The 14,555-nt window shown below is 56.6% G+C and carries 20 protein-coding genes; 17 read left to right on the top strand and 3 right to left on the bottom strand.

The features are described 5' to 3' along the window. Nucleotides 1-20 precede the first annotated feature (20 nt). The 16 genes from ACA079_RS19525 (at nt 21) to ACA079_RS19450 (ending at nt 11,702) form a co-directional block, all read left to right on the top strand. Entirely contained in the window at nt 21-686 is a 666-nt protein-coding gene (locus ACA079_RS19525; protein WP_497700561.1) for a hypothetical protein, read from the top strand. Nucleotides 687-766: 80 nt separating this feature from the next. After that, the gene (locus ACA079_RS19520) at nt 767-1,495 is read left to right on the top strand and encodes a hypothetical protein (RefSeq protein ID WP_497700560.1); all 729 of its coding nucleotides are present in this window, start codon (nt 767-769) and stop codon (nt 1,493-1,495) included. A gap of 12 nt (nt 1,496-1,507) precedes the next feature. Beyond that, nucleotides 1,508-2,470 (top strand): major capsid protein, encoded by a 963-nt coding sequence (locus tag ACA079_RS19515; RefSeq protein ID WP_497700559.1) that lies wholly within the window; start codon nt 1,508-1,510, stop codon nt 2,468-2,470. Between the two features lie 46 nt (nt 2,471-2,516). Next, nucleotides 2,517-2,834: a hypothetical protein gene (locus ACA079_RS19510; protein WP_497700558.1), complete on the top strand. Its 318-nt coding sequence runs from the start codon at nt 2,517-2,519 to the stop codon at nt 2,832-2,834. 3 nt (nt 2,835-2,837) lie between these two features. After that, nucleotides 2,838-3,341, top strand: a complete 504-nt coding sequence (locus ACA079_RS19505) for a DnaT-like ssDNA-binding protein (protein ID WP_497700557.1) — start codon at nt 2,838-2,840, stop codon at nt 3,339-3,341. 34 nt (nt 3,342-3,375) lie between these two features. Further along, the gene (locus ACA079_RS19500; protein WP_497700556.1) at nt 3,376-3,573 is read left to right on the top strand and encodes a hypothetical protein; all 198 of its coding nucleotides are present in this window, start codon (nt 3,376-3,378) and stop codon (nt 3,571-3,573) included. Between the two features lie 44 nt (nt 3,574-3,617). Beyond that, nucleotides 3,618-3,986 carry a hypothetical protein gene (locus ACA079_RS19495; RefSeq protein ID WP_497700555.1) on the top strand — a complete coding sequence of 123 codons (369 nt, stop codon included), beginning with the start codon at nt 3,618-3,620 and terminating at the stop codon, nt 3,984-3,986. Then, complete coding sequence (locus ACA079_RS19490) at nt 3,983-4,579, top strand: hypothetical protein (RefSeq protein WP_497700554.1); 597 nt, start codon at nt 3,983-3,985, stop codon at nt 4,577-4,579. The genes ACA079_RS19495 and ACA079_RS19490 overlap by 4 nt, the downstream gene beginning before the upstream one ends. Next, nucleotides 4,576-4,992, top strand: coding sequence for a phage tail terminator-like protein (locus ACA079_RS19485; protein ID WP_497700553.1), 417 nt, complete (start codon nt 4,576-4,578; stop codon nt 4,990-4,992). The genes ACA079_RS19490 and ACA079_RS19485 overlap by 4 nt, the downstream gene beginning before the upstream one ends. A gap of 70 nt (nt 4,993-5,062) precedes the next feature. Further along, entirely contained in the window at nt 5,063-5,710 is a 648-nt protein-coding gene (locus tag ACA079_RS19480) for a phage tail protein (RefSeq protein WP_497700552.1), read from the top strand. Between the two features lie 9 nt (nt 5,711-5,719). Next, nucleotides 5,720-6,109, top strand: coding sequence for a phage tail assembly chaperone (locus tag ACA079_RS19475; protein WP_497700551.1), 390 nt, complete (start codon nt 5,720-5,722; stop codon nt 6,107-6,109). Nucleotides 6,110-6,141: 32 nt separating this feature from the next. Beyond that, complete coding sequence (locus ACA079_RS19470; RefSeq protein WP_497704349.1) at nt 6,142-6,411, top strand: DUF1799 domain-containing protein; 270 nt, start codon at nt 6,142-6,144, stop codon at nt 6,409-6,411. Between the two features lie 10 nt (nt 6,412-6,421). Further along, a complete protein-coding gene (locus tag ACA079_RS19465; RefSeq protein WP_497700550.1) occupies nt 6,422-9,838 on the top strand; it encodes a phage tail tape measure protein in 3,417 nt (1,138 codons plus the stop codon). Next, complete coding sequence (locus ACA079_RS19460; protein ID WP_497700549.1) at nt 9,838-10,176, top strand: phage tail protein; 339 nt, start codon at nt 9,838-9,840, stop codon at nt 10,174-10,176. Before ACA079_RS19465 ends, ACA079_RS19460 begins: the two co-directional genes overlap by 1 nt. A 9-nt stretch (nt 10,177-10,185) precedes the next feature. Continuing rightward, complete coding sequence (locus tag ACA079_RS19455; protein WP_497700548.1) at nt 10,186-10,935, top strand: phage minor tail protein L; 750 nt, start codon at nt 10,186-10,188, stop codon at nt 10,933-10,935. A gap of 2 nt (nt 10,936-10,937) precedes the next feature. Further along, nucleotides 10,938-11,702, top strand: coding sequence for a C40 family peptidase (locus ACA079_RS19450; protein ID WP_497700547.1), 765 nt, complete (start codon nt 10,938-10,940; stop codon nt 11,700-11,702). Between the two features lie 108 nt (nt 11,703-11,810). On the opposite strand, the gene ACA079_RS19445 is transcribed toward ACA079_RS19450, so the two are convergent. The 3 genes from ACA079_RS19445 to ACA079_RS19435 form a co-directional block, all read right to left on the bottom strand. Further along, entirely contained in the window at nt 11,811-12,059 is a 249-nt protein-coding gene (locus ACA079_RS19445; protein WP_497700546.1) for a hypothetical protein, read from the bottom strand. Between the two features lie 78 nt (nt 12,060-12,137). Further along, on the bottom strand, nt 12,138-12,392 hold the full coding sequence (locus ACA079_RS19440; RefSeq protein ID WP_497700545.1) for a hypothetical protein: 255 nt from the start codon (nt 12,390-12,392) through the stop codon (nt 12,138-12,140). 138 nt (nt 12,393-12,530) lie between these two features. Further along, nucleotides 12,531-13,352, bottom strand: a complete 822-nt coding sequence (locus tag ACA079_RS19435) for a hypothetical protein (protein WP_497700544.1) — start codon at nt 13,350-13,352, stop codon at nt 12,531-12,533. Between the two features lie 154 nt (nt 13,353-13,506). Between ACA079_RS19435 and ACA079_RS19430 the strand changes: the two genes are divergently transcribed. Continuing rightward, on the top strand, nt 13,507-13,926 hold the full coding sequence (locus ACA079_RS19430; protein WP_497700543.1) for a hypothetical protein: 420 nt from the start codon (nt 13,507-13,509) through the stop codon (nt 13,924-13,926). Nucleotides 13,927-14,555 lie beyond the last annotated feature (629 nt).

Raw genomic sequence — 14,555 nt, 5'->3', positions numbered from 1 at the left:
ACATACACAGGGAGTCATGCATGCGCCTTAAAAAAACTGCGATTCCGTATCTGACCAAGGAGATCATTGGTACAGATGAAGGTTGTGGGATTTTCATTCCAGCCAACCGGTTGCTTTATCAATTTGTGCGGGATAACCCGAGCAACACTGACAAGGCGCAAATTGCATCGAAGGCTTTGATCATTGGGCGGAGTCTTTCGGCATCAGCAGAGAGGCGGACGCCGAGTGAAATAGATCCAGTCAGTGGCACGGCAAATTTCTATGATTTGCTGGGGCAGACTATTGGTAATTCGATGGTCAGTGAACTGCTGGATATGCTTGATGAACACCAAGAGCTGACGCCAGTGCTAGTTGGTGATGTTGTAAAGGTCCACGCCTTTCTGTGCGAGGCAATCACCACAATTACAGAAAAGGATTGCAGCAGCTTTGCCTCGAAGTATCTTCATTTTCATCGGCCGAAGCTGTTCCCCATGATGGACTCACGGGCCCGGGTCGCTTTGAAATGGGTTGCAGACGAGCAGGAATGGGTCTTTGCATACACAACTGCCGGCAAGTCAAAAAACTACAGGACTTATGTTGATCATTTTTTACGAGCGCGAGAGCTTTTCCAAGATGATTTAGGTAGCTCGTTGAGCTTAAGGCAGATGGACAACATTCTTCTTAACCGATTTGACTTAAACATTTGAAGTTACTGAACCTAACCCGCTTCGGCGGGTTTTTTTATGCCTGCAAAGCGGGCGGCACAAAACCCAAGGGGTGAATCAACGTGGCAGAAGAAAACGAAATCGACCTGGAAAATCCGGCAATCAAGGCCGCTATCGCGACTGCCGTTGAAGCATCCGTCTCTGGACTGAAAACCAAGAACACTGAGCTGCTGGGCAAGCTGAAAGATACCTCCGGCAAGCTGAGCCAGTTCGAAACGCAGTTCGAAGGCATCGATATTGATGCCGTGAAAGGACTGCTGACCAAGGCCGGACAGGATGAAGAAACCAAGCTGCTTACCGAAGGCAAGATCGATGAGGTCTTTGGTAAGCGTACAGAGCGTCTGCGCGGTGAATTCGACAAGCAATTGGCTGGCGAGAAAGCCCGGGCAGATAAGTCCGAGTCGTTCGCGAACAAATTCCGAGACAAGGTACTCGGAGACTCGATTCGCGCCGCAGCAATCAAGGCCGGAGCATTACCTGAAGCGACGGAGGATCTGATCCTGCGCGCGCGTGGGCAATTCACCCTCAACGAAGAGGGTGATGCTGTTGCTGTCGACAAGGAAGGCCAGGCCATCCTCGGCAAAGACGGAAAGAGCCCTCTGTCTCCGCTCGAATGGGCGGAATCTCTGCGCGAAAGCGCACCTCACCTGTGGCCAAGGGCTCAGGGAACAAATGCCCCGGGCGGGGGTGGCGGCCAGGCTGCATTCAAACGCTCCGAAATGACCTCCGAGCAAAAGCGCGACTATCAGCGCAAGCACGGCCAAACCGCATATCTGCAATTGCCCAAGTAAGGGGATTGACCCATGGCTACAACCGTTAACAGCGACCTGATCATCTACAACGATGAGGCGCAAACCGCATACCTGGAGCGTGTTCAAGACAACTTGGATGTCTTCAACGCGTCGTCCAACGGCGCGATGGTGCTCGATAACGAGCTGATCGAAGGCGACTTCCGCAAGCGTGCTCTGTACAAGCTGAACGGCTCGCTGGAGCACCGCGACGTTAACTCTGAAGGCAAGGTTACCGCCAAGAAGATCAGCGCCGGCGAAGCGGTGGGTGTCAAAGCACCGTGGAAGTACGGTCCGTACCAGACGACCGAGGAGGCATTCAAACGCCGCGGTCGCCCGGTCGAAGAGTTTTCCCAAATCGTCGGAGCCGACGTGGCTGACGCGACCCTGGAAGGTTTCATTCAGTACGCCACTGCGGGCCTTCGTGCTGCCATTGGCTCCAATACCGACATGGTGGTTTCCGCCAACATCGAAACCGATGGCAAGAAGACGCTGACGCGCGGTATGCGTAAGTTCGGTGACAAATTCGGCCGGATCGCGCTCTGGGTCATGCACTCCAGCGCCTACTTCGACATTGTCGACGAGGCGATCACCAACAAGATCTACGAAGAAGCCGGTGTCGTAATTTACGGCGGGTTGCCGGGTACCCTGGGTAAGCCAGTATTGGTGACCGATACCGCACCGGCCGACGTGATCTTCGGTTTGCTTCCGAATGCCGTGACGATCACCGAATCCCAGGCCCCTGGCTTCCGTTCGTACGAGGTGAACGACGAAGAAAACCTCGGCATTGGCTACCGTGCGGAAGGTACCGTGAACATCGATGTTCTGGGTTACAGCTGGAAGGCTGCCACTGGCGGTTCTAACCCTACGCTGGCCGCCGTTGGTTCTGCTGCCAACTGGGTCAAGCATGCCGGCAGCAACAAGGTTACCGCCGGCGTGATGATCAAGTTGACTGCTACGCCTCCGGTTGGCGGCTAATAACAACCCTAGGACGCGGCCAGCAATGGCCGCAACGGAGATATTCATGGAATTGACTTACAGCAATCAGCTTGATGGCTTCGATCCCGAAAAGCGCTACCGCAATCCCGATCTTTTTCGTTTGATTGAGCGCGATGCAACGAAGGTTATGATCGTTGGCGATTACCCGGAGATCGTTGCTGCTTACGAGGCGGCGGGCGTCGACGTAACTCTCGTAGTTTCTGGCAGTGAACAAGGCGAGTTCGAAACCGATCCCAAGGAAATGGGTGTCGGCGAATTACGCGAGTGGTTGATTGCTCAAGGCATCGAATATGATGCCAAAGCTCCGAAGCTCGACCTTCTTAAACTCATTCCTGCGAGCTGATTCATGACACTCATCATCGAGGACGGTACCGGCAAGCCAAACGCCGAAAGCTACGCGAGCGCCGCGGACCTGGTCATGTACGCCGGCAAGTTTGGCGTGACCATCCCTGCGGACGAGCCAGCGCAAGAAGCACTGCTTCGTCGGTCCGCCTTGGCGATGGATGGCATGACTTGGAAGGGGCGCAAGATGGACAGCGATCAGGCTCTGGCCTGGCCGCGGCGAGGGGTTGAACTGGATTGTCAGATCAAGCCCGACAACTACCTGCCGGCTCGAATCCAATATGGACAGATGGCCTTGGCCGCCGAGATCCACACCGACGATATCGACCCAGTGGAGAAGCGCAAAGGCGCGGTGACGCTGGAGCGTGTCGAAGGCGCGGTGACCCGCGAGTACGCGACGATCTCCAACACCAGCGGCCGACTATTGCCGGCGGCGCCGGATCGGCCGAGCGCTACTCAGTTTGCGGATTACCTGCAGCGGCGCGGCCTGTTTGCAGTTCGCGCATAGTGGTAGCGTTGGGGCTAATTTAATGGAGCTCCAAATGGCTGACAGAAAAAGCGTTACCGAAAAGGAACTTGAAGCGTGGGATTTGTATGCAGCTGCAGCAATCACTGCTATCGCTTCGAGAGAACCAACCGATGGGGCTGTCCTAGCAGATGAGGCGGCCCATTATGCGGACGCGATGTTGCTTCGCCGAAGAAATAAGCTGTCTCAACTTTGGGACGAAAGCGAAACATAAAAAAGCCCAGCCATCACGCTGGGCTTTTCACATCTGGAGCCACCATGGCCTTCTACGACGAAATGGCCGTGATGGCTCTGGATATGATCACAGAGTTCGGCCAGCCCGTGACCATTCGGGCAATCACCGTCGGCGAGTACGATCCGGACGCCGGTAGTGCGCCACCTGACACCGTCACGGAGCAGACCGCCCAAGGCATCCTGCTCGACTTCACCGGTCAAGAATTCCAGAACAACAGCCTCATCAAGCAAGGCGACAAGAAGCTCAAGATCGCCGCGCGGGGACTGGTGTGGGTACCGGACCTGTTGAACAAGGTCATCGTTCAAGGTCGCACCTGGTCAATCGTTCCGCCGCTGAAAGAGATCAACCCGGCCGGCACGCCGATTCTGTACGAATTGCAGGTGCGGTCATGAGTCGCGCAGGCTCCGGCCAGTCTGGAAGCTTCGCGCTGAGCCTCGCCGAGTTCGCGGCCCAGGCCACGGAAGCCATCGACGCTAGCCTGCGCGAGATCATCATCGAAGTCGGCAACAGCGTTATCCGCATGTCCCCGGTGGGCAATCCTGAAATCTGGGCGCAAAACGCCGTCGCAAGCCAGTACAACAAGGCCGTGGACGATCACAACAGCGGCCTGCGCAGCGATCCGACCAACCTGACGAAGGCGGGACGGCTCAAGCCTGGCCGTAAGCTGGATGACGGCATGGACATCTCCGCGCCGAGTGGTTACGTCGGCGGCCGGTTCCGCGGAAACTGGATGTTCAGCATTGGCGCCCCGAATAGCACCACGACCGAAGAGGTTGATCCGAGCGGAGCCAAATCAACTGCGCGAATCGTTGCCGGTGCAATCGAGTTCAAGGCGGGTGACACCTGCTACATCACCAATAGTCTCGGGTACGCGATCCCGCTCGAGTTTGGGCATTCAACGCAAGCGCCTGGCGGCATGGTCCGCATCACCGTGGCCCGCTTCCAGCAAATCGTGCTGGAGGCCATCAGGAACAACCAGGTATGAGCCACAACATCATCGCCTCAATCTACGAGGCCAAGCTGATCAACTGGGCGAAAGCGTTGCCGGTTCCGCTGAAGGTCGTCGTCGAGAACGAGGCCTACACGCCAGTGGACGGCGTCACTTACCTGAAGGCGTTCACGCTGCCAGCGGACACTGCGAGCAACACGCTCGGCGGCGACCACAAGCTGTACACCGGCGTGTTTCAGGTCAGCATCGTGACGCCATCGGGCAAGTATCGCGGTGCGGTCGGCGTGCTGGCCGACCAGATCGCCGCGCTGTTCCCGCTGTACGAGCGGAATACCAAGGGCGCGCTGACCGTCGTGACCATGACGCCGGTTGACCCTGGCCCCGGCATCGCTGATGACACCACATTCACCGTGCCGGTCTCATTCCTGTACCGAGCTGACACCAACTAATCCGCCCATTGGGCAAACCCAGAACCCGCCATTGAGCGGGTTTTGTCATTTCTGAAAAGAGGAAAAACCAATGAGTGTGTTTCTACCAAACGGCTCGACTGTCGGTATCGCAGCGTCTTATGACACGTCGGTAATTTTTATCGCGATCACCAACGCAACCGAGGCATCTGTATCGTCTGTCGGTCACGATCTTGAGTCGGGTGATTATGTCGAAGTGACGTCTGGCTGGGCCCGCCTGAACAATCGCGTCGTTCGGATCAAGAGCGTGACCGCTGACGCTTTCGTGCTTGAATCGGTCAATACGCTTAATGCTGCGCGCTTCATCGCTGGCGCGGGCGGCGGCTCGGTTCGGAAGATTCTGACCTGGACGCCTATCAGCCAAGTCACGGAATCGAGCAAGTCCGGTGGCGAGCAGCAAAACGTCACGTATTCGTTCCTCGAAGAGGACGATGAGCACCAGATTCCAACGTCCAAGTCGGCACTGTCGTTCACGCTGACCATGGCGGATGACCCGAGCCTTCCGCATAACGATGTGCTGCTGACAGCTGACGACGACAAGACACCCCGGGCGGTCCGAGTGAACCTCGCGTCCGGCGGCGTCATCGTTTACAACGCATTCGCCTCGTTCGACAACGTGCCCACGCTGACCAAAAACAACATCATGGCCGTCACCGCCGTGTTTGCCGTGGTCGCTAAATTCATCCGCTACGCCGCGTAAGGGGCACCCATGGCCAAGTTCAAGATTGCCCAAAACCCCACCTTCACAGCCGACGTGGATATCCCGCGCGTTGGGGGCACCACAATCAAGGTGCCGTTCGAGCTCAAGTATCGCGACCGCAAGGAACTCGCTGCGTTGTTCGCGGGATGGCAAGAGAGCGCCAAGGAAGATCAGGAGCGCTTCAAGGCCAAGGGTGATGGCCTCACGCTGATCGAGATCACTGACTCTCACATCGAGCGCCAGGTGGAACAGGTCGCTCAGTTAGTCACGGGCTGGGGCTTTGATGACAAGTTGAGCCCTGAGTCGATCCGCGCGCTGGTGGAAACATCGGCCGGCGCTGGTGATGCGATTGTCGATGCTTATCAGAAAGCCTTCGCTTCGGCCCGCCTGGGAAACTGACCAGCGTCGCACGTGCCCTCTACCAGCCGAGCATAAAAGGACAGGATGCCTTTGGGTTCTCGGCTGAGGATTACGGTGATGATTGCGAAGTCTGGTCAGATAACTGGCCAGCCTTCTGCCTCTTCAATGCCTTGTCCACGCAGTGGCGTACAGGGGCGTGTGGCGCCACCGGGCTCGACTACACGTCCATTCGCGACGTGGCCGGCTACCTCGGCATCAAGAAAAAACAAATCGCTGAGATTTTTCCCGACCTTCAGGTAATGGAGGTCGAGGCCTTGCTCGTCATGAGCGAATCGAAGTAATGGAGCACTCATGTCGGGCACAATCGCGCAATTAGGCATCGAGGTAAATTCGGGCGATGCCGTCCAGGCTGCCACGGATCTGGAACGTCTGGCCCAGGCTGGCGTCAAGGCTGAGAAAGCTGCTGACGGCGTTGCTGCTGGCTTCGACAAAGCGGCGACTGCGTCTACTGCCCTGGCCACGGCCGAGGGCAAACTGTCCGAGTCCACTGAAGACGCAATGAAGCGTCTGACGGCCATGGCCAAGGCCTCGCTGGAGTCGAGCGATTACTACCAGAGCCTCACCGCCAGCGTGAATACCAATGCCGCCGCGCTGGAGAATTCAGGTTCCTCGGTCAGCAGCCTGGCAGCACTTCAGCGACGGTTGCAGGCTGAGTCTGACGCTCTGGTCGGCTCGACAGATCGTCAGGCTGAGGCGGCGAAGAAGGCCGCAGCCGCCACCGGCGTTCAAGCCGAAGGCCTGCAAGCGCTTCTCGGCAAGATCAACCCGGCCATGGCCGCGCTCGAAAAGCTCGATCAGCAGCAGGAGCAGCTGCAGAAGTACAAGTCCGCCGGCCTTATCGACGCTGAGACATTCCGTGAGTACTCGACCCGCATTGATGCGTCCCGGCAGAAGTTGGGCGACTTCGATGAAGGGTTGCGCAAGACCGGCGCCAACTCGAAGCAGACCGAGCAGGCTCTGCGTCAGCTCCCTGCGCAGTTTACCGACATCTTCACAAGCCTGGCCGGTGGTCAGAACCCGCTGATGGTGCTGATCCAGCAGGGCGGGCAGATCAAGGACTCATTCGGTGGTGTCGGCAATACCTTCGACGCGCTGAAGGACAAATTCCGCTCGCTGTTCACTGGTGGCGCCGGAGCGGCAGTGCTGGGCGAGTCTCTCGCCGGCATCGCTACCAATGCCAAGGATGTCGCTGACAATGCCGACGAGGCGGGTGAAAGCCTGTCGGACCTGGCTGAGAGTTCGAACACTGCGGCTGAGGCTGCGGAAAACGCACAGAGGGCTGTCGGTGCTATTCAGCCAGCAATGAGTGGCATTTCATTCAGTGCTGCCGGCATGGCGCTTGCCGTTGTGGCTGCGGCAGTCGCGCTGGGAACGCTCATCTATGGCTACAGCCAAGGCAGTAAAGAGGCTGACGAGTACAACAAAGCGCTGATCCTCACTGGCAATATTGCCGGCACTTCGGCGGGCAAGCTGGCTGACCTGGCTCAGCAGGTGAGCGCCACCAACGGTACAACCAGCGAAGCTGCCGCGTCTTTGGTCAAGCTGGCGGCCAGCGGGGTGATTGCCGGCGACAGCTTTAAGGATATCGCCGACGCCGCCGCTGCGATGGAGGACGCCACCGGAAAGTCGGTCGATGCGACCATTGCCGAGTTCGTCAAAATTGCGAAGGACCCAGTCGCTGCCGCGAAGGAACTGAACGATCAGTATCACTTCCTGACGGCTTCTGTTTATTCGCAGATTGTCGCTCTGAAAGAGCAGGGCGACACCATCGGCGCCGCGAAGCTGCTGACGGATACCTACGCCGAGACCGTAAAAGGCCGGTCGGGTGAAATCACCCAGAACCTTGGCACTATCGAAAAGGCTTGGAAAGGCATCACCGACGAAGCCAAGAAGTCGCTCGATGCGATCAAAAACATCGGTCGCGACGAGGGCCCAGCGAAACGGATTGCTGAGCTGACGCAGAGCGTGGCTTTTGCGCAAAGCGCGCTCAAGGCGGACCCCGATGACACCGATGCCAAAAAGAAACTCGATGCTTCAAAGAAGGAGCTCGATTTTCTTGTAAAGCAACGTGATATGCAGGACTCAAAAAATAAGGCCCAGGCTCTCAATCTGACGGTACAGAAGGAAGGCATTGAGGCCGAGCAGCGCCTTAAGCAACTCAGCGACTCTAACCTCACGAATGCCGAGAAGCGCGACAAGCTGACCAAGGCCTATTTGCGCGATGTCGAGGTCCTTAAGAAAGCAAATCCTGATGATCCGAAGGTTCAGGCTGACTATGTCGCCAAGACTCTTCAGAACATCAAGGACAAGAACAAGGACCCTAAAGCCGCATCGGCTGGAGCTGTCGATCTCACTGGCTACAACGCTGCTCAAAATGCCCTCAAGGAAATTCAGGCCGACTACTCGAACACCCAGAAACAACTGGATGCCGCGCAGAAGGCCGGGCTGATCTCGCAACAGGAATATCTCCTGAAGCGCGAAGCCTTGATCGGCAACGAGCGGGACGAGGTCACTGCTGCTTATGAGGCGGAAATTGCCGCTCTCGAGGCGGCAAAGGGCAAGGCGACCACCACGGGCGAGCAGCGCATTCAGCTCGACCAGAAGATCGCCGACGCTCGCACCGACATGCTCAAGGCGCAGAAAACTGCGGACAGTGAACTGGATGTGCTGGCAACGAACGAGCAGGGCCGGCTGAAAAAGCAGGAGCTGGCCGTTCAGACCTACACCAGCGCGTTGCAGCAGCAAGTCGATACGCTGCGCCAGCAGGGGCAGCGCGCCGCGGCAGGTCTTGGCCAAGGCGATCGACAGCGCGGCATGACTGATCAACAGAACGCCATCGACGACCGCTTCAACTCGCAGAAACTTGACCTAGCCAGCCAGTACGGTGACGGCTCGCGCGGCATGAGCCTCGACGAATACACCGCCAAGCTGGCTGCGTTGAAAACCACTCAGCAGGATCTGCACGACACCGTGCAATCCAACTATGACGAGATGACCGCCGCCCAGGGCGACTGGAGCGCCGGCGCATCGTCGGCGTGGCAGAACTACCTGGAGTCGGCGCGGGATGTTGCCGGGCAGACGAAAAGCTTGTTCACCAACGCCTTCAGTTCGATGGAAGACGCGATCGTCAACTTCGCCATGACTGGGAAGCTGTCGTTTGGTGATTTCGCGAAATCGATCATTGCGGATATGGCGCGGATTGCAACTCGTCAGGCCAGCTCGACGCTGCTGAGCAGTTTGGCCGGCGCCGCTACCAGCTACTTCGTCGGCAGCGGCTCCACTCCTACTTCGGCGGGGTCGACGCAAGCGGGCTATGACAACGTCGACTTCTCCGGGTACCGAGCAGCCGGCGGGCCTGTCGCACCAAACTCTCTGTACGAAGTCAACGAGCTGGGGCCGGAGCTGTACAACGAAGGCGGCCGGTCATTCCTCATGACCGGCGCGAATGGCGGCAGCGTCACGCCGCTGACGTCTGGCGGTGGCCCTGGTGTCGCTGCACTGAGCAGCGGTAGTTCGGGTACGTCGATCAGCATCAGCGCTCCGGTCAGTGTGGTCACGCAAGACCGAAGCTCGGAAGGCATGCAGCTCGATCAGCAAGCACTAGCACAAAACCTTCAAACGCAAATGAAGTCTGCGGCCGAGAAAGCTGTGGCTGATTCTTGGCGTGCTGGCGGTGTCAGCTTCCGAAACGTAAATGGGAGAGCCTGATGGCGATCGAGCGCTTCACCTGGCCAACGCAAAATGGAGACGCACCCGATATCACCTATCGGGTGCGCACCGCGCAGTTTGGCGATGGCTACAAGCAAGAGTCTGGCGACGGGCCGAACAACAAACAGGACTCCTACCCGATCTCCTACACCGGGCCCAAGACCAAGGTGTTGGAGATCATGGCGTTTTTTGATCGGCACGCTGGCGCCAAGGCGTTCCTCTGGACCACTCCACTCGGCGAACTGGGTTTGTTCACCTGTAAAAAGCTGGTTCCTACTCCCATGGGTGGGGGCGTATTCAAGCTCACTGCCACTTTCGACCGTGCATTCCAACCATAAGGGGCAACCATGCCGCTGATCAGTGACATCCAGGTGCTTCAGCCTGGCAGCGAAGTGCTGCTCTTTGAATTGGACGGCTCGGACTACGGGGCGGACGTGCTGCGCTTCCACGGGCATGCCATCCCGCATACACCCGAAGAGTTGATCGCCGCTGGTGCGGATGCTGACCAGCTGCCCGCGAAGCCAATCTGGTTCCAGGGCAACGAGTACGGTGCCTGGCCCATGCAGATCGACGGCATTGAGGCCAATGGCGACGGCACCGCGGTACGGCCTTCGCTGTCAGTCGGCAATGTTAACGGACGCATCACTGCGCTATGTCTGGCGTTTGACGATCTGCTCGAGTTCAAGCTGACCATGCGGCACACCTTGGGCACGTACCTGGACGCGCAGAACTTTCCGGCCGGAAACCCAGCAGCTGACCCAACCCAAGAGACGATCGAGGTCTGGTACATCGACCAGAAAACGAATGAGGACGGGGAGATGGTCAGCTGGGAGCTAGCCAGCCCGGGCGACGTCGGTGGCGAATCCATCGGGAGGCAGGCGACCACCTTGTGCCACTGGTGCCTTACAGGCGGCTACCGTGGGCCGAACTGCGGTTACACCGGTCCTTACTTCACCAAGGACGGAGTGCCCACCTATAACCCCGAACTGGATGAGTGTGACGCCACGCTGGGTCGGGGCTGCATTCCGCGCTTCGGTGAGGGCAACTCGCTGCCGTTTGGCGGCTTTCCTGCCGTTTCCCTGATCGCCCGGAGCTGACCATGCGCAAGCACATCTTGAACGCGATCCAGGCTCACGCGGTTGCCGAGTACCCGAAAGAGTGCTGCGGCCTGCTGCTGAGCATTGGGCGAAAACAGCAGTATTACCCGTGCCGGAATATTTCGACCGAGCCGAACGAAGAGTTTCGAATCGATCCGGAGGAGTACGCCGCGGCAGAAGATATCGGCGAGGTGATCGGGATTGTCCATTCGCACCCGGACGCCACCAGCAGGCCTTCGCCACGCGACCTCGCGATGTGTGAAGCGACAGCGATGCCGTGGCACATTCTGAGCTGGCCCGAGGGCGACCTGCGCACCGTGTTGCCGAGTGGCGACGTCCCTTTGCTGAAGCGGCCATTCGTGCACGGCGCCTGGGACTGTTGGCAGGTTTGTGCCGATTGGTATAAGCGCGAGTGGGGGCTGGAGTTCGAAGCCTTCAAACGCGCTGATGGTTGGTGGGAGAGCACTGACAACGCCAGCCTGTACGAGGCGAACTACGAGGCGGCCGGCTTCTATAAGGTCGACCAGCCGCAACGCGGCGACATGATCGTCATGGAGGTCGGGCGAACGGTTTATCCAAACCACGCCGGAATCTTCCTTGGCTCCGATCCGGCTCTACAGGGTGAGGATGCTGCCACCTTCGGATCTGGTCCTTTCCTGCTGCACCACTTGTACGGTCGCCCGAGCGAGATCATCGTCTTCGGTGGCCCATGGCTGGACCGAACACGCCTGATCCTCAGGCACAAAAATGCACAACCAACCACATGATGCGGCCTGTCCCGCGGGAGACAAACATGGAAAGCGTGATTGAGTCAGTAGCGAAAACCGCCAGCGGCGAACCCATCTGGCGGCTTTCGAAGAACGGTGCCGTTGAAATTAATTGCGAGTTTTATCTGCGTGGAGCATCTGTTGAAGCTGTGCCAAATCTGTTTTCAAAAGGTTTAGCGGCCATTCGTAAGCTTCTTTAGCCGCACCACTTTCACAACCCTGCGCGGGGTTATCGGTAAAGTATTGGGCTGCTTTGGTGAGTGCTACGCCATCAAAGCCAGGTGTTGCTCGAATGGTTGCAGATATTGAGACTAGTGCCATCAACACACCTTGTTCGAAAGGTGAAAGCTGTTCCATTTGACCTCCAGGTCATAAGCGCGCCGAAATTGGCGCAATCCCAGTCCTTGGGCTTGCAGGCAAAGGACTGGGGAATCCTTAATCGGCACTGCTCAGGCCGTCATGCGGCAATAGTGTTATATCGATTTGCTGAAGGTGGCCATCTTCGCCACGGATTATTTCGAGCGGCATCCCAGGAATTAGTCTCTGCGTTATCACCCATCCACCCGTGAAGGTGTATTTCACCTCTACTGGTGTCGGAGCTCCACGGAAGTTCATCACCAATGACTTGCCGATCTCCGTGCTCGCTAGAGCTTCGGTGAGTTGCTGTGACATCTCTGCATTGCGTTTCATAGGCACCTCTGTCAGTGGGGCATAACGCTACTACAGCAGGTGGTTTGGCGTTACTGGGGATTCGTACAGTCTGAGACTTGTTAGTGTCAGCACTAAAGTATTTGCCCCGGTAATCAGTTGAGATTGACATTTTGAATCTTACTGTTTAACGGTGCCATCTGATTTGGGAGGAGTTGGTGCTTCACTCTCGGAAGGCTTAAGAAACGTCCGTGGGTCGATTGCCTTTTTATCCGACGGCGCATCGGTAGAGACTTGCGTCAATGGGTTTTCTGTTTTCTCGCCGTTGAATTGGTTGATTATAGTTGTGGGCTCAGGTCGCTGCAGGTCGTGCTCAATTTTTATTGGATGACTGATCAGGTAGTAACCGAAGCCAGAAACGAAAACCGTTCCGGCTACTATAATAGTCAACGCGCTTGCTCGGATTATTCTATATCCCGGCTCTCCTTTTTTAACTTGGTCCCAAGTTTTTTTCAGTAGGGGAGTTGCTGCGTCTCTTATGTCTAAGCAGAATAGCGAGGATTCTTTGTAGTATCCGTTATTAAATAAATCTCGTGTTTTGAGAATGCTGGACATCAACTTTGCTTCGGGGCCTGTTGGGTTTTCTTCAATATGTTTCGGATTTATCCTAAGCTGAATTTTCGAAAGGCTTTCGGCAGCTCTAGCGTAAACTTCACGGGTTTCAAGGTACCATTCGCGATTTAATTCGGCCTCGCTCATTTCTTCGGTATCACCGCCATGGTCATAAAGCCCCTGACCATCTACTCTAACTAGTTCCTGAACTGCTGCAGTGTAGACTGAAATTTCTTCCCTTAAGCCGTCGACCCAAGCTAGTCGGAACTCAGAAACTTTATTTTCTTTTGCACTGATCAAGTTCAAGAATGAGAAAAATCCAGCAAGTAACGCAGCAGTAATAACGCCGAACGCTACATATATCGTAGGAGGTATTGAGAAGCTATCCATATTGAATTAATCCGTAATAGGGCGCAGTAGTAAGTGTTGGCTTGGTGGCGTAATGCTACTATTGCTTGGCTGATTTCACTACTGGCGTTTCGTCCACACTGGATGTCCGGACAGTATCCAGCTACAGTCACCCGTTTCAGGACGAGGAAGAATCATGCGGATTTTGATTGGTGCAGTGGCGGTGATGCTGTTGGCGGGATGTTCTTCTAATCCGATATCTGTGAGCGAAGCCGTGCAGGCTCCAAGTGACGAAATTTACGCCTTCCAGTCAAGACCTGCGGGTGCTTATGGGACCGTTACGGTGGTGAGGGATGGCGGGGTTAATTCGTCAGCCTGCGACTTTGTCATCTATGTAGATGGCAAGAGGGCGGCAAAACTTGGTTCTGGCGAGAAAGCATCGTTTTTTGTCGAACCAGGCTCGCTAAATATTGGTGCAGGACCGGGTAGTGGGCTGTGTGCGGGGCCAGCTATTAGGACGGTTGCCGCTAACGCTCAAGCTAATAAAGAGGTGATTTATCGGGTGAGTTCTGACATGACAGGGTTAGTCCTCGGTCCCTATGTCGAGTACCAATAAACGTGAGCTCTAAGCCGCCTTCGGGCGGTTTTTTATTCCGGAGAATATATGGCCGCGTCAGTAATTCATTACGCGCCGACAACCACTTACCAACCGGCACCTGATCAGTGACGTAAGGCGAATCGCTGAAAGCGTAGATCCGTAAAAGGTGCGGTCCTCAGTTCGAGCAGTTTTTTTTAATTGAGCCGCTCGATGCTACATTGCTCGCCTTCCCACAGGAGTGACCCGCATGAAATTATTCGTAGGAGCGTTGGCAGTCGCATTGCTGGCCGGGTGCTCGACGTCGCCTGTTCCGCTAAGCCAAGCGGAGCCTATTCCAAAAGACCGCGTTTTCTCGCACCAGGCAGAGCCTTCCGTACCCTATGGCACAATTGTTGTGGCTCGAGATACTGGTTCGATGGGGGGCGGGTGCTTTCTGGCGATATATCTCGATGGCGAGGTAGCCGCGAGAATAGATACGGGCGAGGTAGTAAAGTTTCGGGTTCCCGCAGGTGATCACCTAGTCGGTATGGGGATAGATAAAAGTGGCGGCGGGCTGTGCAGCTTCACGGACATGATGAAGGAGCAGTCAGCCTCGCTGAAGGCAGGACAAGTAAGGTTATTCCGTGTGGGTGGAGATCAAGCCGGCT

Source organism: Pseudomonas sp. LBUM1645 (assembly GCF_059716185.1).
Note: the sequence above shows the minus strand (reverse complement) of the source record. Positions and strands in the feature narration are given on the sequence as shown.